The sequence below is a fragment of the Staphylococcus sp. 191 genome (assembly GCF_011174885.1).
In the GTDB taxonomy this organism is placed as follows: Bacteria; Bacillota; Bacilli; order Staphylococcales; family Staphylococcaceae; genus Staphylococcus; species Staphylococcus coagulans.
On the sequence record NZ_PNRJ01000005.1, the window covers coordinates 1 to 22,765 of the forward strand.

Here is a 22,765-nt window from a genome sequence, read left to right on the forward strand (position 1 = left end):
TTGGTTTAGGCACTTACAATTATAGAGATATTTGTGCTTTTTTAATATCAAAAATTAAAATAACGGTCAGTGACTATTTCACCAACCGTTAAAAATATATAACCAAATTTATGTAAATAAATCACTAAGGTGAGATTGAGGACATTGGTTCACTTCAAAATTCTAAAAGAGCAACTTAGATGCCAATGTCCTACTTATTACATTCATCTAAGTTTATTTAATATCTATAATTTTAACGTTCATTTCTCCACCATTTGGAAGAGGAACGCGTACTTCTTCATTTAATTGCTTACCAATTAAAGCTTGTGCCATTGGAGATTCGTTAGAAATTTTACCATTAAATGCATCTGATTCCGCAGATCCTACAATTTGGTAGCTTTCTTCTTCATCCCCAGGAAGTTCAACAAAAGTTACAGTTTTACCAATTTGTACAGCATGGTTATCGCCTGTATCTTCAATAATCAAAGCATGACGAAGCATTGTCTCAATACGTTGAATATCTTGTTCGATAAAACCTTGTTCGTCTTTAGCTGCATCGTACTCAGAGTTCTCAGATAAATCACCAAAACTACGCGCAACTTTGATTTTTTCAACGACTTCAGGACGTTTTACCGTTTTTAATTCTTCGAGTTCTTGTTCTAACTTTTCAAATCCTTCTTGCGTCATTGGATATTGTTTTTGGTTTTCCATTTTACATCTTCCTTTTACATGTATTTAATCTTGTTTACGAACGAGCGCTTGAATTTTCGTTGTCATGATATCAATCGCAACTTTATTAGAACCACCTTCAGGTATAATGATATCAGCAAACTTTTTTGTCGGCTCAATAAACTGATTATGCATTGGTCTCACGACATTGAGATATTGCTCGATTACAGAATTCATCGTACGTCCTCGTTCTTCAGTATCTCTAATTAAGCGACGTAAAATTCTCAAATCCGCATCCGTGTCGACAAAAATTTTCACATCCATCATATCACGTAGTTCTTTGTTTTCAAGCGCAAATATACCTTCTACGATAATAACATCTTTAGGTTGAAATGCAATTGTTTTATCACTACGTGTATGCTTCGTATAGTCATAAGTCGGTACTTCTACACTGTGTCCCGACTGTAAAGCTTTTAAATTTTGAATTAATAAATCATTATCAAATGCAAATGGATGATCATAATTTGTTTGTAATCGCTGGTCAAAAGTGAGATGTGACTGATCTTTATAATAGTAATCTTGTTCCATCAGTGCAACACTGTGGCCCTCTAAATTGTTCATTATTTCGTTTGTCACAGAAGTTTTTCCTGAACCTGATCCTCCAGCAATACCGATTATCGTTGTTGCCATGCTTTAAACTTCCTTTCTCATCATGTTGTTAGGATAAATTGGCTGGTTTACTTTAATTTGTATAATTTGTAATGGATGACGTGCAGCATCAAGTTCATTACCTTCTTCATCATAGATTTTATCTATAATTTGTGAAAAAGTTTGAATTTCCGGACCGAAAAATTCAATTTCTTGACCTGGCTTAAAGTGATTTCGTTGTTGGATTGTAGCAATTTGACTTTTTTCATCATAATCAAGAACTAGCCCAACGAAATCAAAAGGTGCTTTTTTAGAAGATTCATTACCGAACATTTGCTCTTCATAACCCGGTGTTCCTTTAAAGAATGCTGGTGCAGTATCACGGTTAGCACACTTATCTAGTTCAAAAAGCCATTCCGGTTTTATTTTGAAATTCTCTGGATCTTCCGCGTAAGCATCAATAACTTTTCTATATACAGAAACAACAGTCGCTATATAATGAATCGACTTCATTCTACCTTCAATTTTTAATGAATCAATACCTAAGTCCATCATATTGGGGATCGATTCAATCAATTTTAAATCTCTTGGACTCATTGCAAAAGGTGTTGCTTGTCCTTTTTCATCATAATAAACATCTAATTCACCGTCTTGATCGACAGTCAACAAATCGTAATCCCAACGACAACTTTGACAACATCCACCGCGATTGGAATCACGTGCAGTCATGTGATTGCTTAATGTACATCGACCTGAATAAGCGATACACATAGCACCATGAATAAAGGCTTCAATTTCAATATCAACTTTATCCTTAATCTCTTTCATTTCCATTGCACCTGTCTCACGGGCTAATACGACACGATCTAAGCCCTCTTCTTTCCAGTATTCAACAGCTTTATAATTACTTAATGATTGTTGTGTTGAAAGATGGATTTCTAGTTTTGGTGCCACACTTTTACATGTTTCTATAATGAGTGGATCGGCTACAATGATACCTGTTGCACCTGTTGATTCAAGTTGTTGTAAATATTCTTCAAGACCTTCTATATTTTCGTCATGAGCAATAATATTAGTTGTAATATAAACTTTTGCCCCGTATTGATTTGCAAATTCAACACCTTCACGAATTTCATCGATCGTAAAATTATCAGCATTTGAACGCAAACCATATTCTTGGCCACCTATAAAAACAGCATCTGCACCATAGTGAATTGCAATTTTTAATTTTTCTAGATTACCAGCTGGAGCAAGTAATTCAGGTTTTTTTAATTTAGGTTTTGAACCTGATTTAACTTCTTCAAGTACCTTCATCTTTAATCTCTCCCATAAATTAGTAGACTGTTTGCTTGTAATAAAAACCTTCATCAAATGGTCGGTGCTCAGGCTGAATTTCCTCAATTGGCTCTACAAGCATAAATTTTTCATCATCATACGCTTCTGGATCTTCGTTGTATAAATCTATAGCTTCTCGATATTGTTGCGTCACAGTATTGATATAGGCTTCATCATGCAACACACCATCAATTTTAAAACTATCAATGCCTGCTTCAAAAAGTGGTTCTAATTCTTCGATTAAACAAATATCGTTCGGTGACATAATATGTGTACCATTGTAATCCTCAAAAACAGGATACTTATTCTCACGCTCTTCATCGTAAAGTAGAAGTTGCACATCATCTGCGATATTTTGGCGCTCTATTTTCATTTGTCTCTCTTGGAATGTGTAATAATTACCTAAAAGCATACGCTTAGATTGGAACATACATGTCATCCCGTGAACCTGCACTTCTATTTCAACATCACTATTTTCTTTAATATTGATGATTTCTTCAAGACTCAATTCTCTTGCTAATACGGCTCTTTTAGCGCCTCTTTTCCCCCAATAGTTACATTGAAAATGGTTCGTGACCAATGTTTCTGCATTCCAGTTCAAAGGGATTGGTTCGGCTTGCTGTTTGACAATCATCACGACAGCAGGATCACCGAAAATAATACGATCAACTCTAATTTCATGCAAAAATTCAATATAATCTTCAAGTGCAGGAATATGATAATTATGGAAAATGCCATTCACAGCTGCATATGCTTTTTTCCCTGCCGCATGAATGATATTGACTGCTTCAAGCATCGCATCACGATTAAATTCACCGGCAAGACGCAAGCCAAATTTTTCTTCTCCAATTACGAATGCGTCTGCCCCTTTTTCAATAAGTGTCTTTATATGTTCGATTGATTTCGGCGTCACTAATAATTCAGTCATTTTTACTCTCCTTTATTGAAATGGCTAAACCATCATCCATGTGAAGAAAGTTGGTTGAGTAGTCTTCTCTTTGACTCAACCATGCATTATATTTTTGTACTTTTTTAACCATTTGTTTAACATTTCGACTCTTTACTACATCAATATTGGCAACAAAACCATGATATAAAACATTATCTGTTATAATAACACCTTTTTCACGAAGCAGTGGACTATAAAGCTCAAAAAATCGTTGAGATTGCGCTTTCGCTGCATCTATAAAAATCATGTCATAGATTCGATCATTTACAAGTTCCAATGCGTCTGCGGCATCTGCTTCAATCAATTGAATTTGAGACTGGTACCCTAAATTTTCAATGTTTGCTTTTGCTTCTTGTATCATGGTTTCGTTACGCTCAATTGTTGTAACTTGAATATCTGAATTAACAGAAGCAAATTGCATAGCACTATAGCCAATAGCACTCCCTATTTCTAATATTTGTTTAGAATTGTGAATTCGAATCAATTGCTTAATCAAATCTAATGATAATTGATCGATAATAGGTACTTTGTTCTTTTCAGCAATGCTACGTAATGCGTCTATTGGACTGTCATAATATTGCAAACTTAAAAGATAGTTTTGGTTGTTATCTTCCATTTATGTTAACTTCCTTTTAACATTAATCTAAAATTTATCAAAAAATAAACCAGTCTAACTGGACTGATTTTTTGAACACAGGTGTCATATATAAATGTATAGTAACTACATTTAATGCTTTAGTATAATTGAGCTATTGGTGTGTTTCTTTCACATATTAATCAAGATTTGATTAACAAATAATATGAAAAACGCATACAAATAATAAAGCCAGACAGCTCAATACATCAAAATCACTTCTACATATTTTATCACAGAATTGAATTGTAGGTAAACAGCAAAATCCTTGCCTGTGGCTCTTATTTCATATTTTATTCATGTACGTTCTGTGCTTGATTCGACTCCAATAACAAAAAAGGGCAAAACCCTTAATCTGATTAATTAAAGGGTTTTGCATTTACTTTTCATATATCAAAATTGAGCTCGTCTTCACTTATATTGGAGACTAAACTTCAGGATCTTCCATATTTGTGTTGACAATTTCTTCAATCATGTCCCACTCTTCATCTGTTTCTACAGGTAAGAAACGTCCACCTTCACCAGAATCATCAGGCTCATTAATCATCGGTACAAGCTCGATTAAGTCATCATCATCCGCTTGTGCGCCTTCTTCAGCTAGAATCACGTATTCTTTTTCAAATCCAGGGTGGTAAAATTCTAACATTTTACGATATAGAACTTCATTACCTTCTTCATCATAGAGTGTTAATAATGTTTCATCATTTTTAATTTCTATTTCTTGATTATGGTTTTCGTTTGTCATATTTTAGCTCTCCTTAATTAATTCTGTCTAAATAGCCTTGTAAAATGAATACAGCCGCCATTTTATCAATAACTTTTTTACGTTTTTGTCTTGATACATCAGCTTCAAGGAGTGAGCGTTCAGCTGCCATCGTGCTTAATCGCTCATCCCACATCACAATTTCTAACTCTGGCATTTGTTCAGCTAAAGCTTCTTTATATTTTAATGATGCTTCTCCTCGAAATCCGATTGTATTGTTCATATTTTTTGGTAAACCAATGACTACAGTACCCACATTTTCTTTTTTAATAATGTCAATTAAGGTTTCAATTCCGAGCTGATTTTCTTCTTCGTTAATTTGGAGTGTATCTAAACCTTGTGCTGTCCATCCCATTAGATCACTAATTGCGATGCCGACAGTACGACTGCCTACATCTAACCCAATAATTTTATGTTTAAGCATGGTCTTTCTTATTATGGTTTTGTAAATAATAAGAGACGAGCTCTTCCATAATATCATCACGATCGATGTGTCTAATTTGATTTCTCGCTTCATTATGACGTGGTATATATGCAGGATCTCCAGATAATAAGTATCCTACGATTTGATTGACAGCGTTGTAACCACGTTCTTCTAGGGTATGATAGACATTGTTTAAAACCGTTTCGACGTTTTCTTTTGGAATATCTTCATAGTTGAATTTCATTGTTTTATCAAAATTTGCCATAGTTTTAACACTCCTTAAACCATAATAGATTACACTTCCATTTTACATGAAACCTAATTGCATTATAAGGATTTAATATAGTTTTTAATAAATTGTAATGCTTCTGTTATCTTTTCAGGTTGTGTACCGCCGCCTTGAGCCATGTCCGGACGACCGCCACCTTTACCACCTACTTCAGGTGCAAGATGTTTAATCAAGTCGCCAGCTTTAACGCGATTTGTATATTGTTTTGGCACAGTTGCAATCAATGATACTTTACCTCCAACATCACTTGCTAAAATGATAATCGTATCTTGGAGTTTGGATTTAAAATCATCCATTGTTGTTCGAATTGCTTTTGCATTATCAACTTCAACTTCTGTAATCAGTACAGGGAATTCATTGATTTGCTCAACTTGGCTCTTAATATCGCCCATTTTGAGTTGGTTGAGTGCTTTATTTTTTTCTTCAATCGTACGTTGTAAATCTTTTTCATTATGTTGCAATTGCTCAATTTTTTCTGAAACTTGTTCATCTGATTTTGCTTTGACCAAAGTTTTAATTTCATTAAAGCGCGCGAGGTATTGTTCTAAATACAAGAATGCTTTTTGTCCTGTAACGGCTTCAATACGTCTGACACCCGCACCTGTTCCGGACTCACTTGTAATTTTAAAGAGACCAATTTCAGAAGTGTTATTCACATGTGTTCCACCGCAAAGTTCGATTGAGAATGGACTCATATCAACAACACGAACAACATCACCGTATTTTTCTCCAAATAGTGCCATAGCGCCTTTAGCTTTTGCATCTTCAATATTCATTTCTTGAATATCTACATTAATGCTATTCCAAATTTCCTCATTAACGAGTTGTTCCACACGTTCGATTTCTTCTTGTGTCATAGGTGCAATATGTGAAAAATCGAAGCGAAGTCGCTCACTGTCCACGAGCGAACCTGCTTGATTGACATGTTCGCCTAACACAGTTTTTAATGCAGCATGTAGTAAATGCGTTGCACTATGGTTTTTCATAATCGCCTTTCTCGCTTGGCTGTTCACTTTAGCTGTAACATTTGCTGCTTCTTGTACTTCGCCAAATTGAACAATACCTGTGTGTAAGTGTTGACCATTAGGTGCTTTAATCACGTCTGTAACAGCGATTTCGAAATGATCATTTGTAATTACACCTTTATCAGCAACTTGTCCACCACTAACAGCATAAAACGGCGTTTGATTTAGAATAAAATGTATCGTTTCACCGGTATCTGCAGAACTTACACGTGCACCATCTAAAATGATATCGGTAATCACCGCGTCTGTTTCAAATGTTTCATATCCTAAAAATTGACTTGGCGTTTTAATTGCTTTTAAGACTTCACTTTGAACTTGCATTGATTGATTGTTTTGTCTCGCTTTTCTTGCACGTTCACGTTGTGCATCCATATGAGATTCAAATGCATCCATATCAATTTGCAAGCCTTCGTTTACGGTAATTTCCTCTGTTAATTCGATTGGGAAACCGTACGTATCATATAATTTGAAAGCATCTTCACCATTGATGATACGATCTGATGCTTTCGCAGTCTCAATGAACTGATTAAGTATAGAAAGACCTTCTTCGAGTGTTTCATGAAAACGCTCTTCTTCAGATTTAATGACACGCGCAATAAAATCTGCCTTTTCTTTAACATTTGGATAATAAGGTTCCATAATTTCTGCCACAATGTCGACAAGTTGATACATAAAAGGTTTATTGATGTCTAATGACTGACTAAAGCGAACAGCACGACGTAATAAACGGCGCAATACATAACCGCGTCCTTCATTCGCTGGAAGTGCACCATCAGAAATAGCGAAAGCAATCGTACGTATATGGTCTGCAATCACTTTGAATGCAACATCGTGTTGCGCATTGACGAGATATTTTTTTCCTGAAACGGCTTCAACTTCTGCAATGATTGGAATAAATAAGTCTGTTTCATAGTTTGTACGTACATTTTGAGAAATCGATGCCATACGCTCTAATCCCATGCCGGTATCAATATTTTTACTTGGTAGTGGTGTATAAGTATGGTCTTTATTGTGATTATACTCACTGAATACTAAATTCCATACTTCTAAATAACGTTCGTTTTCTCCACCAGGGTACATTTCTTCAGCTGGATCATCTTGTCCATATGCCTCTCCACGGTCATAAAATATTTCAGTATTAGGTCCAGATGGCCCTTCCCCAATATCCCAGAAATTCCCTTCAATTCGGATAATGCGATCTTCCGATAAACCTATAAGATTAGACCAAAAATCATATGCTTCCGTATCTTCAGGATGAATTGTCACATAAAGTTTTTCAGGTTCCATTGCCATCCATTTCGGACTCGTTAAAAACTCCCAAGCAAACGCAATCGCTTCTTTTTTAAAATAATCCCCAATTGAAAAGTTTCCAAGCATTTCAAAAAATGTATGGTGACGGGCTGTAAAACCTACATTTTCGATATCGTTTGTACGAATAGATTTTTGTGCATTAACGATACGTGGCTTTTTGGGTATTTCACGGCCATCAAAATATTTTTTCAAAGTGGCTACCCCTGAATTAATCCATAACAGAGAATCATCATCAATGGGTACAAGGGGAGCTGATGGTTCAACCATATGCCCTTTTTCCACAAAGAAATCAATATACATTTGTCTAATATCACTAGCTTTTAAGTTTTTCATCTTTACAACTCCTCATTTCATAAATACAAAAAAACATTCGTCGCAGAAAGGGACGAATGTTCGCGGTACCACCCTAGTTACAGTATGAATCCATACTATCACTCTTTGTTTTTATTATTAATGATACATAGTAGCGTTCGATGTAACGACTCGTACTTTTCCAGCAACAGTACGTCTCTTTAAAAATCAATTAACACCTACTCGGCTATGCATGTGAACTTAATATGATTATATAAAAAAGAATTAAGCTTTGTCAATTTCAAGAAAATCGTATGGTGTGACTTCGCCCATATTAATCATAGGATTGATTTTAAACATGGTTGCTTCGGTTAATTCTATTGGTAAGTCATCTTGATCGCCTTGATTATTTTCATCGGTTTCATTGTTAAAATATTGTGTTAAAAACGAATATAATTGTGTTAAACGTGCCTTACCCTCTGTAGCTAGCCCCATATTGAAGGCTTCTGAATCGCCTAAAAACACAAGAGATTGTTTAGCGCGTGTCAGCCCCGTATAAAGAATCGGCTTTTGAAGCATTCGATAATACTGCTTGACAATCGGCATAAGCACAATTGGAAATTCTGAACCTTGTGCTTTATGAATAGAGGTACAATAAGCATGTGTGAGTTCCGTTAAATCAGATTTCATATATGTGATTTCATTACCATCATAATCTACTACAACGACATCTTTGTTAAGGGCATTTTCTTTCGCCCAAAATATGCCGACAATAATACCAATATCACCATTAAAAATATTGTCATTCGGTCTATTGATAAGTTGTAATACTTTATCGCCTTTACGATAAATCACATCACCAAATTCAATTTCTCTTTTAGACTTATCTTGAACTGGATTAAGAATAGATTGTAATATTTGATTTAATCTTTTAATACCAGCATTCCCTCTATACATAGGTGCTAAAACTTGAATATCAGCCATCGTATATCCTTTTTGGACTGCATTATTTACAACCTTTTCAACGACATCAGGTATCTGTTCGGTGCTACAGGGTATAAAAGAACGGTCATGGAAACGCTGTGTAATATCAACAGGCTCACCTAGTTTCATTTTGTGGGCAAGTTCTATAATACTCGATCCCTCTTGTTGTCGGTATACTTCAGTTAAGTTAATTCTAGGTAGCACATTTGAATCGATGAGGTCTTTAAAAATTTGCCCCGGACCAACGGATGGTAACTGGTCTTCATCACCAACAAAAATGATTTGTGCGTCTAACGGCACGGCAGCCATAAATTGATGGAATAACCAAGTATCCACCATAGACATCTCATCTATAATAATCAGTTTAGCATTAATTTCATTATCCAAAATATCATCAGGCTTCGTTTCTTGATTCCATCCTATTAAACGATGTATCGTCATGGCTTCTAAGCCCGTTGATTCATGTAATCGTTTCGACGCACGACCTGTTGGCGCTGCTAAAACAATAGGATAGTCGTTATTATGGTAATCATCATAATCAAGGGACACACCATGAATCTCTGAATAAAGTTGAACAATACCTTTAATAACCGTTGTTTTTCCTGTTCCTGGACCGCCTGTTAATAACATAACTTTATGATTGATTGCGCATTCTAACGCTTCTTTTTGAGAGGCAGCGTAATGGACTTCATTCATCTCTTCTATTTCACCAATATGCAGTTGAATATCCGAACGTTCAAATTGCGTCAGTGCTTCATTATGACTATAAACTCTGAATAAATTTTGTGTACTTTTAATTTCAGAATAATACAGACTTGGTATGGCAATCATGTGATCAACTTCTATTAACTTTTTTTCTTCGGTCAATTGCGCCATGATGTCTTCAATGGCTTCATAACGAACGTCTTCACCCTCATTTTTAGAAAGAAGTTGTATGGTCTCATTGATAAGTGCCTCTTGTGGTAAGTACGTATGGCCTTGTTTAATACAAGTTTCTTCAACCAAGAATAATAGTCCTGCTTTTAGACGATCAGGATGATTCGGATGAATACCTAACTGTTGTGCAAGTTGGTCCGCTTTTTGAAAACCAACCCCCTTAATATCGTAAACCAATTGATAGGGATTTTGATCTAGTACATTGAGCGTTTCATGTTGATAAAATTTATAAATATCCATCGCTAATTTTGAACCAAATCCTAATTCATTGAGGCGTATCATCACTTGTTCACTTTCTTGATTGGAGATAATTTGCTGCACAATTTGTTCTTGCTTCTTTTTAGAAAGTTTTGGCACCTTTTCAATGACTTGATTATCTTTCAATATTTCATTAATCGCATTTTCTCCAATTGTTTCGACAATCAGTTCTGCTGTTTTTTTACCAATACCTTTGAATAAGTCGCTTGATAAATATGCAATTACTGCATCTTTAGTTTGGGGAATTTCTTTCTGGAAAGTTTCGGCTTTTAACTGTTTACCATACTTTGGATGTTGGACAACGCTTCCTTTAAACAGATACGTTTCATCTTCGACCATATTAGGAAAATATCCAACGACTGTGACCATGTCATCGAAGTCGCCATTTGATTCTTGTACATCGACTTTCAGCACTGTATAGTAGTTTTCGTTATTTTGGAACAATATCATTTCAACTGTTCCTTTTACATAGGTTTGATCAAACAGTGTTGGATTATCCATCATTAGTCCTCCTTATCTTGTATAGAACGAAACGTTTTAATTGCATGATGACTTAACAAATGATTTTCATCCATTGTAATTGCACGTTCAAAACCTTGAATTGCCGCTTCAACATTACCATTTAGCATAAATAATGCTAACGTAAGATTATATTGCGCATCTGCATGACGATTGTCTTTTTCTAAAATTTGATTCAGAACTGGCACAGCTTGCTCAAACATTTCTAAATCACACATTAATAATGCAAATTGAAATTGTACCTCTATATCTTCAAATTCAGTATCTAATTCAGCAGCACGCATTAAATATGGTAATGCTTGTTTTTTCGCATCTAATTCAATAAAAGAACGACCAAGCATATAATTGGTGTCTTTATTATTTAATTCATTCGACATGGCTTGTTGATATAATTTAATGGCTTCTTGATATCGCGCTTCATTAAAATATACATTAGCTAGATTATAGTAAATCACACCATGATTCGGATTAATCGTAATGGCCTTCTGGAAAAACCGTTCTGCTTTTTCGACTTCACCCGCTTCAGCAAGTAGTATCCCTGAATTGATATAGTTTTCTACTTCTTCTGGATGCGCTTCAATATTATCAAAGCTCGCTTGTAACGCGTCTTCATATTTGCCTTCTTTTATTAATTGATGAATTTTTTCTTGATCCATAATTTCACCTTTTCTTATACAACGTAATCAAGCTGTCTTTCATTTTTGTATACATCGTCAATCGTTGCACCACCTAAGCAAACTTCCCCATCATAGAGAACAACGGCTTGGCCAGGTGTGATGGCACGAACAGGAGTGTCAAATGTGACTTTGATAGCATCTTCTGAGTGCGCTGTAACGGTCACGCCAATGTCTTGTTGTCGGTATCTAAATTTTGCTGTACATTTAAGTGGAACTGACAGATCAACTTGATTTACAAAGGATACATCTGAAGCAATTAAATAATCGCTATATAAAGCATCATGGTGGAATCCTTGTTCAACATATAAAATATTTTGTTCTAAGTTTTTACCTACTACAAACCAAGGCTCACCGTCTCCGCCAATACCAAGTCCGTGTCTTTGACCAATTGTATAGTACATTAAACCCGTGTGTTGCCCTTTTTTCTCGCCTGTTAAAGTTTGCATTTCACCAGGTTGTGCCGGTAAATATTGAGATAAGAACGTTTTAAAATTACGTTCACCAATGAAGCAAATGCCTGTAGAGTCTTTTTTCTTAGCAGTTGCCAAATCTTGTTCTAAAGCAATTTCTCTCACTTTTTTCTTATCGATATCACCAATTGGGAACATGACTTTTTCTAATTGGTGATTTGTCAATTGATTTAAGAAATAAGTTTGGTCTTTATTATTATCTACACCTCTAAGCATTTCTACTGAACCGTCATCATTTCTTCTTACGCGCGCATAGTGTCCTGTTGCCACATAATCAGCACCTAGCTTTAATGCATGCTCTAAAAATGCTTTGAATTTGATTTCTTTATTACACATGACATCAGGATTAGGTGTGCGACCTTTTTTATATTCATCTAAGAAATAAGTGAACACCTTGTCCCAATATTCTTTTTCAAAATTGACAGCATAATAAGGAATACCAATTTGATTACATACAGCAATCACATCATTATAATCTTCAGTGGCAGTACATACGCCATTCTCATCAGTATCATCCCAGTTTTTCATAAAAATACCGATTACATCGTAACCTTGCTCTTTGAGTAAATGGGCTGTCACAGAACTATCTACACCGCCTGACATCCCCACTACTACACGTGTATTTTGATTTGTCACGTATTTTCCTCCTTAAATTTTAAATAGATTTTTTGAATTTCAGTTGCAATCAATTGCATATCTTTAGCAGTCAATTGTTCGTTGATACTAATGCGAACGGATTGATTCACTCTTGGACTATTTTCCCCAAACATTGCTAACAGCACATGTGAGGGTATAGTGGATCCTGCGGTACATGCCGAACCAGATGATACATAAACGCCAGCAAGATCTAGCAAAGTAAGCAACGTTTCTACATCTATAAACGGAAAGTATAAGTTAATAATATGATTTGTACTGTCAATCATAGAGCCATTGTATTCAAAAGGGATAGCACGATCTTGAAGCGCAACAAGTAAATGCTCACGTAATTGTGCTAGATGTACATTGTTATCATCACGTGATGATTCCGCAATTTTGAGCGCTTCTGCTAACCCAACGATTTGTGCTAAGTTTTCAGTTCCAGCTCTCCTTTTTGTTTCTTGCTCTCCGCCTAATTGAGAAAAAGTAACACGTGTCCCATTTTTAATATAAAGTACACCGACGCCTTTGGGTCCCCCAAATTTATGTGCAGTCATACTGAGCGCGTCTACCTTTAAATCTTCTACATCAATCGGCAAATGCCCTACAGCTTGTACAGCATCCATATGAAAATACGCTTGATAAGGCGCCAGCACTTGCTGAATATCATATACGTGTTGAACTGTGCCAACTTCATTATTAACAAACATAATCGACACAAGCGTCGTGTCCTCTCGCAAACTTTTATGCAATTGCTCGATATCAACTAGGCCCTCAGGCGTTACATCTAAATAAGTAACTTCGAATCCTTGTTGTTCTAAGTACTCAAAAACGTTCAACACAGAATGATGCTCGATTTTTGTTGTAATCAGATGTTTACCCTTATATTGATTTGCGTATGCGATTCCTTTGATGATTGTGTTATTGGATTCAGTTGCACCACTCGTAAATACAACTTCATTGGGTTGTGCATTCAAATAGTTTGCTACTGTACGTCGAGATACATCAAGCAAGCTTCTCGCATCACGTCCTTGTGAATGAATAGATGAAGGGTTACCAAAATGCGTTTGGTAGACGGTCATCATTTTATCAACAACTTCTGGTTTAACAGGTGTTGTTGCAGCATAATCTGCATATACGCCCATAATCACGTCAATCCTTTCTCATAATCAATGTTCCTATTTTAGCATTTGCGATATAAAAATTCTAGTACGTCGTTTTACTGATTTCACGTTGTTTTATCTTCATTGTAATCTTTAAAACAAGAGAGTTCAACGATAGCATTAAGCAGTTTTCATGAGTTCACTATTTAGAAAATGTTATACTCTATTCTGAAAAGGAGTGTTTTGGATATGACAAAACAAATGAAATACTCTGCCTTAAATCTTGTTCCTATACGTGAAGGCAGTTCTGATATAGATGCAATTGAGCAAATGGTCGATCTTGCTAAGCATCTTGAGCAACAAGAATATGAACGTTTGTGGATTGCAGAACATCACAATGCTCCAAATTTAGTCAGTTCAGCAACCGCGATACTTATTCAGCATGCATTAAGCCAAACAACGCACATGAGAATCGGTTCAGGTGGTATTATGTTGCCTAATCATGCGCCATTAATTGTTGCCGAACAATTTGGAACACTAAAAACGATATATGGAGACCGTGTCGATCTTGGTTTAGGACGAGCACCAGGAACGGATATGGCAACAGCTAGTGCCTTAAGAAGAGATCAACATGATGGTGTGTATAAATTTCCTGAAGAAGTTCAACAATTATTGAAATATTTTGGACCCGATTCCAATCAAGGATACGTTAAAGCGATTCCCGCTGTTAATAAAAATGTGCCGCTGTATATTTTAGGATCATCTACCGATTCAGCACATGTAGCTGCTCGAGAGGGGTTACCTTATGTTTTCGCTGGGCATTTTGCACCACAACAAATGAAAGAAGCTCTTGCAATATACAAAGAACTCTTCCAACCTTCAGCCTATTTAAAAGAACCTTACATTATTGTTGCTTTAAATGTCATAGTTGCCGATACTTTTGAAGAATCACAATATTTAGCTACAACACAAGCGCAAGTTTTTGCAAGCATTTTAAATGGACGTATGCGTAAAATGCAACCACCAATAGATGATTTGGGTGATGTTTTATCACCTCGTGAAGTCGCTCTTGCAAAAGCACGTTTACAAGATTCCATTATTGGAGATAAAGCTTCAGTTAATCAGCAATTAGATGCCTTTATTGAACAGTATGGAGAAATTGATGAGATTATGGCAGTTAGTTATATTTATGATACAAAACTACAACACCGTTCATATCAGTATTTTAAAGAAGTAATGGATGAAAGAAATCAACAATAAGATTCAACTGCAATTTGTATCATTTTCTAGATATTGAATAGAAACGTCTATCTAATATTTCACAAAAAAATAAGCTTCCGAGGTTTCCCTTGGAAGCTTATTTATATGAAAATGTTTAATTAGATTCTTATTTATCGTCGCCAGTAAACTTGTTTAAAGCGTCTTTAGCTTTTTCTTTAACGTTATCAATGGCTTCTTTAGCTTTACCTGAAGCTTTGTCACCTTTACCTTCATTTTCAAGCGACTTATTATCTGTTACATTTCCTACTGTTTCTTTAACGTTACCTTTTGCTTGTTCAAATTTATTTTCACTATTTGACATTTAAAGGCCTCCTTTATTAATAACTACTCTATTTATTCCACAAATCATGGAATTTAAACATCGTCATTAAAATTCTTCGTAAACAGCTGGATGTTGTCCTTTTCGTCTTCCATCTTTTTTAGTTAATTGATTAATTAATTGGATGTCTTCATCTGTAATATAGAAATTAAACACATTTAAGTTTTCTTTCTGACGTTGAGATGATGTCGCTTTTGGTATTGGCATTACACCATTTTGAATATGCCATTTTAAAATAATTTGCGCTGGTGTTTTATCATATTTTTCGGCTAGTTGTCGTAAAATCGTTTCTTCCATAACGCCGTTATCCCGGCCTAAAGGACTCCAAGCTTGAGTCAAAATCCCTTTTTGCTGATGAAATTGAATCATCTCTTTTTGGTTAAAGTAAGGATGTAACTCAATTTGGTTGACGACAGGCATTACACCTGTTTCTTTTTCAAGCTGTTCTATATGCTCCGGCAAAAAATTACACACACCAATTTGACGTATTAAACCTGCTTTTTGTGCTGCAATCATTGCATTCCAAGCCTCAACGAATAAGCCTTGCTTTGGATTTGGCCAATGAATTAAATACAAATCAATGTAATCTAAATGAAGGCGATAAAGTGACTCTTGAATGGTTTCATAAACATCTGCCTCTTTTTGATAACGGCCTGGTAATTTCGAAGTCACATAAATTTGATCTCTACCTACTTGACTATTTTGTATTGCTTTACCGACGGCACCCTCATTTTCATAGTTATATGCTGTGTCTAATACACGATATCCTAACTTGAGTGCTTCAGTTATCGCATGTGCACCTTGAGTGCCATTCAATTTATATGTCCCAAAGCCCAATTGATCAATATAATTACCGTCTCTTAATTGAAACTGTTCCATAATTTGTAGCCTCCTTAGAATAACGTCGATTAAATCGTATTTTAAATATAGAACATATAGCCTTCGAGTTCGTCTCTATCTTTATCATCTGCTAAAGATTGTAACGTTGTTTGATCAAGGACCTCTTTAACAGCATTTCTCATTCGTAACCACAGTTGTTGCTGGGCAGGTGGTTCTGATTCCAATCGTTCAACAATAGTCAGTGGCCCTTCTAATAAACGAATGATATCCCCCGCTGTAATTTCATTTGCGGGCATTTTTAACTCATAGCCCCCTTTTGCACCTCTAACGCTTCTAATTAAGCCTGCATTACGCAAAGGGCCTACAAGTTGTTCTAAATATAAATCACTCAAATGATTTTCTTCAGCAATTGTTTTAAGCGACACACACCCAGTCCCTTGACGTTTTGCTAAGGCAATCATTAATGTTAAACCATATCTTCCTTTAGTCGATATTTTCATATTTTTACCTCACCTTATATAATCCGATTTAGTTTGATTTTATCATTATTTATATTATTATAATACCAATGCAATCAGAGTACAAAACAAATCTTAACGGAGGGATAAAGATGTTAACCGAACCGTTAGCTTCGAGAATGAGACCTAGAAATATAGATGAAGTGATAGGACAAAAGCATCTCGTTGGCGATAAAGGGATTATTCGACGCATGGTGAATGCAAAAAGACTGTCTTCTATGATTTTTTATGGTCCTCCTGGCATAGGAAAAACGAGTATTGCTCAAGCTATTGCGGGAAGTACCGCATTTAAATTTAGACAACTGAATGCTGTGACTAATACTAAAAAAGATATGCAAATGATCGTTGAAGAAGCAAAAATGTCCGGACAAGTCATTTTGTTATTGGATGAAATCCATAGATTGGATAAAGCGAAGCAAGATTTTTTATTACCGCACTTAGAAAATGGAAAAATTGTATTAATAGGCGCAACAACTTCTAATCCCTACCACGCAATTAATCCTGCGATTCGCTCACGTGCACAAATTTTTGAATTATATCCTCTTGATAAAGACTATATCAAAGTAGCGTTGACACATGCGCTAGAAGATGAGGAGAGAGGATTACTTAGCTATAAGCCTGAGGTGGATGACGATGCTTTTGAATATTTTGCTACTCAGAGCCAAGGTGATGTACGTAGCGCTTTAAATGCTTTAGAGCTTGCCGTACTAAGTTCTAGTGAGAAACCTCCACATATCACAATTCAAGATGCTGAAGATTGTCTCCAACGTGGGGCTTTTCTGAGTGATAAGGATGGTGATATGCATTATGACGTGATGAGTGCCTTTCAAAAGTCGATACGCGGAAGTGATGTCAATGCGGCATTACATTATTTAGCACGTTTAATTCAAGCTGGAGATTTACCAACGATTGCTAGACGTTTACTAGTGATTAGTTATGAAGATATAGGTTTAGCATCTCCTGGTGCGGGACAACGCACACTCGCAGCCATCGAAGCGGCTGAACGACTTGGCTTTCCCGAAGCAAGAATTCCATTGAGTCAAGCGGTTATCGAACTTTGCCTATCACCAAAATCTAATTCTGCTATTAAATCTATTGATGCTGCACTTAGTGATATCCGTAAAGGTCATGTTGGACAAATTCCTGATTATTTAAGAGACGGTCACTATGAAGGCGCGAAATCTCTTGGACGCGCGATAGGTTATCAATATCCTCATGATTTCTCTAATGGTTTTGTCGCCCAACAATACTTGCCTGATTCATTAGCAAAACGGGAATACTACGAGCCAAAAGACACTTCTAAAACAGAACACCATTTCAAACAAATTTATGACAATATTAAAAAGCAACAGAATCAACTTCATCAAAAGTAAAATGCTCACGTGTTATTAGTCACTATTAATTCATAAACTATATTTGTAAAGCACCTAGGATATTAATCCCTAAATAAATAGCGCTAAGATGATTTTCTATTAATAATTCATCTTAGCGCTTCTTTATTATGATAAAACTTTGTATAGTCTGACTTCTATTTCCGAGAAGGTAGCCTCAGCCAGTAAACTTCGATTCGTCCTATTCCCTCAGTCGTCTCGTCATCAATCACTATCTATGACACTTAAAAAATTGATATAATTAACTTCTTCAGTGTGCAATTTCTATACTTAACGGTCTTTAATACGTTGTAATGGAATAGATTTAAGTATATCGTTACAAACATAACTTGCACATATTAAACCGACGACACTTGGTACATATGCATTAGAAGATGGTGGCATTTGTGCTTTTCTATTTTTGCCTTGAGCATCGCCTACCACTGCTTTGACATCTTCACGAATCACGATAGGACTTTCACCTGAGAAAACTACTGGGATGCCCTGTTTAATGCCTTTTTGTTTTAATTTATTTCTTATTACTCGAGCGATTGGATCTGTATGTGTTTTTGAAATATCAGCAATTTCAAATTGTGTAGGATCTGTTTTATTGGCAGCACCCATGCTTGAGATAATTTTAATACCTCTCTTAAGACATTGTTCCATAAGATGAACTTTATAAATAATCGTATCACTTGCATCAACAATATAATCAATATCATAGTCATTAAATAATTGTTCATACGTTTCTTCAGTATAGAACATATGTAGTGGTGTGACTTTACAGTCAGGATTGATCAGTTTAATGCGCTCTTCCATCAAAGCAACTTTACTTTTTCCAATTGTTGTTGTCAGTGCATGTATTTGACGATTCACATTTGTAATATCAACATCATCTTTATCAATTAAAATAATGTGACCAATGTTCGTACGTGCCAATGCCTCTGCTGCAAAAGAGCCTACACCACCAACACCTAATACAGCTACTGTCGATTGTTTCAACTTGTCCAATCCTTCTTGGCCGATTGCAAGTTCATTACGAGAAAATTGATGTTTCATATTAATCTCCTTCATAGCTAAGTTATACATTTATATGTGAAAGCATAAAAAATACGCAAGACAAAGTGTCTTGCGTACCGATAGAATCCGTCATGCCGTAGTTGAAAATGCTTGATCATTTTGGCCTGCTATATACAGGTGGGTGCCCTGTTTCTTGTTTTGCAAGTCCTCCTTGAGAGGCGTGTGCGCTGCAAGAAAACCCATTGGGCTCCCTGATCAAAGAGTGTTAGGTCAAAATACAAAAAGCGAACTTACGAACATTGCAGACGACTATCTTATGAATTCATCATATCACAAATCAGTGATTTAGCAAATAATAAGTTTATCACCCTGTGAAATGATATTTTAAATGTTTTTAATACGCAAAGACAGGTCATCTAATTGTCGGTTAGAAACAGGACTCGGCGCATCTGTTAATAAATCTGTAGCCGATGCAGTTTTAGGGAAGGCGATCGTATCACGTAAATTTGTACGACCTGTCAATAGCATCACAAAACGGTCCAATCCTAATGCGATGCCCCCATGTGGAGGTGCGCCATATTTAAATGCATCTAATAAAAATCCGAATTGCTCTTGCGCAGCTTCATCAGAAAAGCCAAGCGCTTTAAACATTTTTTGTTGTAATTCTCCATTATGAATACGTATAGAACCGCCACCTAATTCATAACCATTTAAAACGAGGTCATAAGCTTGCGCTTGCGCTTTTTCAGGTGCTGATTCTAACAATTCGATATCTTCTACTTTTGGTGAAGTAAATGGATGGTGCGCCGCTACATAACGACGTGCTTCTTCATCATATTCAAGTAATGGCCAGTCAGTAACCCATAAGAAATTCAATTTTTCAGGATCAATCAGACCTCTTTCCTTTCCTAACTTATTTCGTAAAGCGCCTAAACTTTGTGCAACGACCTCTTTTGTATCAGCAACAAATAACACAAGGTCTCCATCTTTAGCATTTGTGAGCGATTGTAATTTCTCAACATGCTCGGCTGCGAAAAATCGTGCAATAGGTCCACTCAAGCCATCTTCTACAACTTTAACCCATGCTAATCCTTTAGCGCCATAAATATTGACAAATTCAGTTAAACCATCGATGTCTTTTCTTGTGTAATCTTTAGCACCATTTTCAACGATGATGGCTTTCACTTGACCCCCACTTTCAACAGCACCTTTAAACACTTTAAAGTCCATGACTTCACCTAACTCTGAAACGTCAATCAATTCCATACCGAATCGTGTATCTGGCTTATCTGTACCGTATCTTTCCATTGCTTCAGCATAAGTCATACGCGGAAATGCATCTGTCAAAGTAACCTGTTTAACATCAGATACAACTTTTTTAGCCATTGCTTCGCCTAATTGAATGACATCTTCTTGTTCAACGAAACTCATTTCAATATCTATTTGTGTAAATTCAGGCTGACGGTCAGCACGTAAGTCTTCATCTCGGAAACATTTAACAATTTGATAATATTTATCGAATCCACTAATCATAAGCAATTGTTTAAACAACTGTGGTGATTGAGGAAGTGCATAAAATTCACCCTCGTGTACACGGGATGGGACGAGGTAGTCACGTGCCCCTTCAGGTGTAGACTTTGTTAAAACAGGCGTTTCCACATCATAAAAACCTTGATCATCTAGAAATGTACGAATTGATTTTGTAATTTGATGACGCATTTTAAATGTTTGAGCTAACTTTTCACGTCGTAAATCTAAGTAGCGATATTTAAGTCGAATATTTTCATCTACATTGATGTTATCTTCATTGATAGAAAATGGCGGTGTCTCGGATTGATTAATAATTTCAATGGATTTTGCTTGTACTTCTATTTGCCCCGTTTTAAGTTTAGGGTTAACCGTTTCTGGATTTCTTTTCGTTACTGTACCCGTTATTTCAACAACATATTCTGAGCGAATACGTTCAGCAACTTTTAATGCTTCTTCAGAGAAATCAGGATTAAATACGACTTGTACATAGCCTTCTCTATCGCGAACATCTACAAAGATAAGCCCCCCTAAATCTCTACGGTTGTGGACCCAACCTTTTAATGTAATCTCTTGTCCTAAATATGCTTCTGTGACTAAACCACAGTACGTCGTTCGTTTGTTCATTACTTTCTGCCTCCATTAATATAGCTTTCAATTTCTTCAAATTTCATTGTTTTTGACTCCCCGGTTGCCATATGTTTCACTGCAACTTCGCCATTTTCTAGTTCTTGATCCCCTATTACGATCGTATAGGTTGCGTTAAGACGGTCAGCTTGTTTCATTTGTCCTTTTAATTTACGTGACAAATAATCTTTATCAGCTGAAATACCATCATATCTCAAACGATTAAGTAATGTTACAGCATATCGATCAGCTTTTTCTCCCATAGTTGCAATAAATAAGTCAATTTGGTTCTCTTCTGGAAGTTCGATTCCTTCTTCTTCTAAAGCTAATAGTAAACGTTCAATACTTAATGCAAACCCAATACCTGTTTCTTTAGGTCCATCCAATAACTCTAACAAGCCATTGTAACGGCCACCACCACAAAGCGTAGTAATTGCGCCATCATACGCTTCGTTATCCATCATCAATTCAAACGCTGTGTGCGTATAATAATCTAATCCACGAACAAGCGTTGGATCCACTTCATACAGGATACCTAAACGATCCAAGTGTGCTTTCACTTCTTCAAAATACGATTTTGAATAATCATTTAAATAATCAATGATCGAAGGTGCTGTTTTCATCTCTGGTTGATTGCGATCGACTTTACAATCTAAAATACGCATTGGATTGGTCTCAATTCGCTTTTGGCAATCTTGACAATAATTATGGATGACAGGTCTAAAGTGTTCGCGAAGTGCTTCTTGATATTCTTTACGTGATTCTGCATCACCAACACTATTAATGACAAGTTTAAGTTTTTTCAAACCAAATGATTGGTAAATATGCATGACTAATGCTAAAACTTCAGCATCAATACTTGGATTTTCAGCACCAATCACTTCAACGCCAAATTGGTTAAATTGGCGATAGCGTCCTTTTTGTTTTCTTTCATAACGAAACATCGGCCCATTATAATACAATTTAACAGGTTGATTAGGGTTGCCTTGCATTTTGTTTTCGATATAACTTCTTACTACAGCAGCTGTTCCCTCTGGTCGTAATGTAATACTACGTTCCCCTTTATCTTTAAATGTGTACATTTCTTTTTGCACAACGTCAGTTGAATCACCAACGCCACGTGCAAATAAATCTGTACTTTCAAAAATAGGTGTTCTAATTTCTTGATAATTATACAGTTTCATTAATTCATCTAATTTTGATTCAATATACTGCCATTTTGAAGTATCTTGAGGTAATATATCTTGCGTTCCACGCGGAATGTGAATCATCTTCATCTCTCCTTTATCATTGATTGCACCAGTCATCAAATTTTGAATAAAAAAAGCCCCTTGTATGACTTTTGCATACAAGGGACGTACTT

21 protein-coding genes and 1 other RNA gene are annotated in these 22,765 nt (G+C 35.9%); 2 read left to right on the forward strand and 20 right to left on the reverse strand.

The annotated features are described in order from the left end of the window. Positions 1 to 213 precede the first annotated feature (213 nt). From greA to C1H58_RS05155, 13 genes are all read right to left on the reverse strand, one after another. Positions 214 to 690 carry a transcription elongation factor GreA gene (gene greA, locus C1H58_RS05095; RefSeq protein ID WP_016425242.1) on the reverse strand — a complete coding sequence of 159 codons (477 nt, stop codon included), beginning with the start codon at positions 688 to 690 and terminating at the stop codon, positions 214 to 216. Between the two features lie 24 nt (positions 691 to 714). Next, complete coding sequence (gene udk / locus C1H58_RS05100) at positions 715 to 1,338, reverse strand: uridine kinase (protein ID WP_060829818.1); 624 nt, start codon at positions 1,336 to 1,338, stop codon at positions 715 to 717. A 3-nt stretch (positions 1,339 to 1,341) separates the two neighbouring features. After that, positions 1,342 to 2,610 carry a peptidase U32 family protein gene (locus C1H58_RS05105; protein WP_165545542.1) on the reverse strand — a complete coding sequence of 423 codons (1,269 nt, stop codon included), beginning with the start codon at positions 2,608 to 2,610 and terminating at the stop codon, positions 1,342 to 1,344. A 19-nt stretch (positions 2,611 to 2,629) separates the two neighbouring features. Further along, on the reverse strand, positions 2,630 to 3,559 hold the full coding sequence (locus tag C1H58_RS05110) for a peptidase U32 family protein (protein WP_165545543.1): 930 nt from the start codon (positions 3,557 to 3,559) through the stop codon (positions 2,630 to 2,632). Next, entirely contained in the window at positions 3,552 to 4,196 is a 645-nt protein-coding gene (locus tag C1H58_RS05115; protein ID WP_165545544.1) for an O-methyltransferase, read from the reverse strand. Before C1H58_RS05115 ends, C1H58_RS05110 begins: the two co-directional genes overlap by 8 nt. A 445-nt stretch (positions 4,197 to 4,641) precedes the next feature. Continuing rightward, positions 4,642 to 4,959, reverse strand: coding sequence for a DUF1292 domain-containing protein (locus tag C1H58_RS05120; RefSeq protein WP_050330752.1), 318 nt, complete (start codon positions 4,957 to 4,959; stop codon positions 4,642 to 4,644). 13 nt (positions 4,960 to 4,972) lie between these two features. After that, positions 4,973 to 5,401, reverse strand: coding sequence for a Holliday junction resolvase RuvX (ruvX, locus tag C1H58_RS05125; protein WP_050330751.1), 429 nt, complete (start codon positions 5,399 to 5,401; stop codon positions 4,973 to 4,975). Then, positions 5,394 to 5,666: an IreB family regulatory phosphoprotein gene (locus C1H58_RS05130; protein WP_016425249.1), complete on the reverse strand. Its 273-nt coding sequence runs from the start codon at positions 5,664 to 5,666 to the stop codon at positions 5,394 to 5,396. Before C1H58_RS05130 ends, ruvX begins: the two co-directional genes overlap by 8 nt. 62 nt (positions 5,667 to 5,728) lie before the next feature. Then, positions 5,729 to 8,359 (reverse strand): alanine--tRNA ligase, encoded by a 2,631-nt coding sequence (alaS, locus tag C1H58_RS05135; protein ID WP_165545545.1) that lies wholly within the window; start codon positions 8,357 to 8,359, stop codon positions 5,729 to 5,731. 243 nt (positions 8,360 to 8,602) lie between these two features. Further along, positions 8,603 to 10,996 carry an SF1B family DNA helicase RecD2 gene (gene recD2, locus C1H58_RS05140; RefSeq protein WP_103356381.1) on the reverse strand — a complete coding sequence of 798 codons (2,394 nt, stop codon included), beginning with the start codon at positions 10,994 to 10,996 and terminating at the stop codon, positions 8,603 to 8,605. Between the two features lie 2 nt (positions 10,997 to 10,998). Beyond that, positions 10,999 to 11,670: a tetratricopeptide repeat protein gene (locus C1H58_RS05145; RefSeq protein WP_060829813.1), complete on the reverse strand. Its 672-nt coding sequence runs from the start codon at positions 11,668 to 11,670 to the stop codon at positions 10,999 to 11,001. A gap of 14 nt (positions 11,671 to 11,684) precedes the next feature. Beyond that, complete coding sequence (gene mnmA / locus C1H58_RS05150; RefSeq protein WP_165545546.1) at positions 11,685 to 12,797, reverse strand: tRNA 2-thiouridine(34) synthase MnmA; 1,113 nt, start codon at positions 12,795 to 12,797, stop codon at positions 11,685 to 11,687. After that, on the reverse strand, positions 12,794 to 13,942 hold the full coding sequence (locus C1H58_RS05155; RefSeq protein WP_165545547.1) for a cysteine desulfurase family protein: 1,149 nt from the start codon (positions 13,940 to 13,942) through the stop codon (positions 12,794 to 12,796). The genes mnmA and C1H58_RS05155 overlap by 4 nt, the downstream gene beginning before the upstream one ends. A gap of 207 nt (positions 13,943 to 14,149) precedes the next feature. Here C1H58_RS05155 and C1H58_RS05160 point away from each other — a divergent pair, with 207 nt between their 5' ends. Continuing rightward, positions 14,150 to 15,160: an LLM class flavin-dependent oxidoreductase gene (locus C1H58_RS05160; protein WP_050330745.1), complete on the forward strand. Its 1,011-nt coding sequence runs from the start codon at positions 14,150 to 14,152 to the stop codon at positions 15,158 to 15,160. A 127-nt stretch (positions 15,161 to 15,287) separates the two neighbouring features. Here the strand turns inward: C1H58_RS05160 and C1H58_RS05165 are convergent, their stop codons facing one another. The 3 genes from C1H58_RS05165 to cymR all read right to left on the reverse strand — a co-directional run bounded on the left by C1H58_RS05165 (position 15,288) and on the right by cymR (position 16,840). Further along, on the reverse strand, positions 15,288 to 15,482 hold the full coding sequence (locus C1H58_RS05165) for a CsbD family protein (protein WP_016425257.1): 195 nt from the start codon (positions 15,480 to 15,482) through the stop codon (positions 15,288 to 15,290). 66 nt (positions 15,483 to 15,548) lie between these two features. Then, positions 15,549 to 16,379 carry an aldo/keto reductase gene (locus tag C1H58_RS05170; RefSeq protein ID WP_060829811.1) on the reverse strand — a complete coding sequence of 277 codons (831 nt, stop codon included), beginning with the start codon at positions 16,377 to 16,379 and terminating at the stop codon, positions 15,549 to 15,551. Between the two features lie 41 nt (positions 16,380 to 16,420). Next, positions 16,421 to 16,840, reverse strand: coding sequence for a cysteine metabolism transcriptional regulator CymR (gene cymR, locus C1H58_RS05175; protein WP_165545548.1), 420 nt, complete (start codon positions 16,838 to 16,840; stop codon positions 16,421 to 16,423). A 110-nt stretch (positions 16,841 to 16,950) separates the two neighbouring features. Here cymR and C1H58_RS05180 point away from each other — a divergent pair, with 110 nt between their 5' ends. Next, the gene (locus tag C1H58_RS05180; protein ID WP_165545549.1) at positions 16,951 to 18,231 is read left to right on the forward strand and encodes a replication-associated recombination protein A; all 1,281 of its coding nucleotides are present in this window, start codon (positions 16,951 to 16,953) and stop codon (positions 18,229 to 18,231) included. A gap of 288 nt (positions 18,232 to 18,519) precedes the next feature. Here C1H58_RS05180 and C1H58_RS05185 read toward each other — a convergent pair whose 3' ends face one another. The 4 genes from C1H58_RS05185 to hisS form a co-directional block, all read right to left on the reverse strand. Further along, complete coding sequence (locus tag C1H58_RS05185; RefSeq protein ID WP_165545550.1) at positions 18,520 to 19,287, reverse strand: tRNA threonylcarbamoyladenosine dehydratase; 768 nt, start codon at positions 19,285 to 19,287, stop codon at positions 18,520 to 18,522. Positions 19,288 to 19,367: 80 nt separating this feature from the next. Beyond that, positions 19,368 to 19,559, reverse strand: a non-coding RNA gene (gene ssrS, locus C1H58_RS05190) — 6S RNA. Between the two features lie 73 nt (positions 19,560 to 19,632). Next, positions 19,633 to 21,402: an aspartate--tRNA ligase gene (gene aspS / locus C1H58_RS05195; RefSeq protein WP_060829808.1), complete on the reverse strand. Its 1,770-nt coding sequence runs from the start codon at positions 21,400 to 21,402 to the stop codon at positions 19,633 to 19,635. Further along, positions 21,402 to 22,673: a histidine--tRNA ligase gene (hisS, locus tag C1H58_RS05200; RefSeq protein ID WP_165545551.1), complete on the reverse strand. Its 1,272-nt coding sequence runs from the start codon at positions 22,671 to 22,673 to the stop codon at positions 21,402 to 21,404. Before hisS ends, aspS begins: the two co-directional genes overlap by 1 nt. Positions 22,674 to 22,765 lie beyond the last annotated feature (92 nt).

What these genes read in the sequence shown, in the direction of transcription:
- alaS (WP_165545545.1), bottom strand. Translation starts at nt 8,359, where the DNA reads ATGAAAAACTTAAAAGCTAGTGATATTAGACAAATGTATATTGATTTC.
- C1H58_RS05145 (WP_060829813.1), bottom strand. Translation starts at nt 11,670, where the DNA reads ATGGATCAAGAAAAAATTCATCAATTAATAAAAGAAGGCAAATATGAA.
- C1H58_RS05105 (WP_165545542.1), bottom strand. Translation starts at nt 2,610, where the DNA reads ATGAAGGTACTTGAAGAAGTTAAATCAGGTTCAAAACCTAAATTAAAA.
- C1H58_RS05165 (WP_016425257.1), bottom strand. Translation starts at nt 15,482, where the DNA reads ATGTCAAATAGTGAAAATAAATTTGAACAAGCAAAAGGTAACGTTAAA.
- C1H58_RS05120 (WP_050330752.1), bottom strand. Translation starts at nt 4,959, where the DNA reads ATGACAAACGAAAACCATAATCAAGAAATAGAAATTAAAAATGATGAA.
- C1H58_RS05110 (WP_165545543.1), bottom strand. Translation starts at nt 3,559, where the DNA reads ATGACTGAATTATTAGTGACGCCGAAATCAATCGAACATATAAAGACA.
- cymR (WP_165545548.1), bottom strand. Translation starts at nt 16,840, where the DNA reads ATGAAAATATCGACTAAAGGAAGATATGGTTTAACATTAATGATTGCC.
- recD2 (WP_103356381.1), bottom strand. Translation starts at nt 10,996, where the DNA reads ATGGATAATCCAACACTGTTTGATCAAACCTATGTAAAAGGAACAGTT.
- greA (WP_016425242.1), bottom strand. Translation starts at nt 690, where the DNA reads ATGGAAAACCAAAAACAATATCCAATGACGCAAGAAGGATTTGAAAAG.
- C1H58_RS05160 (WP_050330745.1), top strand. Translation starts at nt 14,150, where the DNA reads ATGACAAAACAAATGAAATACTCTGCCTTAAATCTTGTTCCTATACGT.
- C1H58_RS05130 (WP_016425249.1), bottom strand. Translation starts at nt 5,666, where the DNA reads ATGGCAAATTTTGATAAAACAATGAAATTCAACTATGAAGATATTCCA.
- aspS (WP_060829808.1), bottom strand. Translation starts at nt 21,402, where the DNA reads ATGAACAAACGAACGACGTACTGTGGTTTAGTCACAGAAGCATATTTA.
- udk (WP_060829818.1), bottom strand. Translation starts at nt 1,338, where the DNA reads ATGGCAACAACGATAATCGGTATTGCTGGAGGATCAGGTTCAGGAAAA.
- C1H58_RS05115 (WP_165545544.1), bottom strand. Translation starts at nt 4,196, where the DNA reads ATGGAAGATAACAACCAAAACTATCTTTTAAGTTTGCAATATTATGAC.
- C1H58_RS05180 (WP_165545549.1), top strand. Translation starts at nt 16,951, where the DNA reads ATGTTAACCGAACCGTTAGCTTCGAGAATGAGACCTAGAAATATAGAT.
- ruvX (WP_050330751.1), bottom strand. Translation starts at nt 5,401, where the DNA reads ATGCTTAAACATAAAATTATTGGGTTAGATGTAGGCAGTCGTACTGTC.
- C1H58_RS05155 (WP_165545547.1), bottom strand. Translation starts at nt 13,942, where the DNA reads ATGGGCGTATATGCAGATTATGCTGCAACAACACCTGTTAAACCAGAA.
- C1H58_RS05170 (WP_060829811.1), bottom strand. Translation starts at nt 16,379, where the DNA reads ATGGAACAGTTTCAATTAAGAGACGGTAATTATATTGATCAATTGGGC.
- C1H58_RS05185 (WP_165545550.1), bottom strand. Translation starts at nt 19,287, where the DNA reads ATGAAACATCAATTTTCTCGTAATGAACTTGCAATCGGCCAAGAAGGA.
- hisS (WP_165545551.1), bottom strand. Translation starts at nt 22,673, where the DNA reads ATGATTCACATTCCGCGTGGAACGCAAGATATATTACCTCAAGATACT.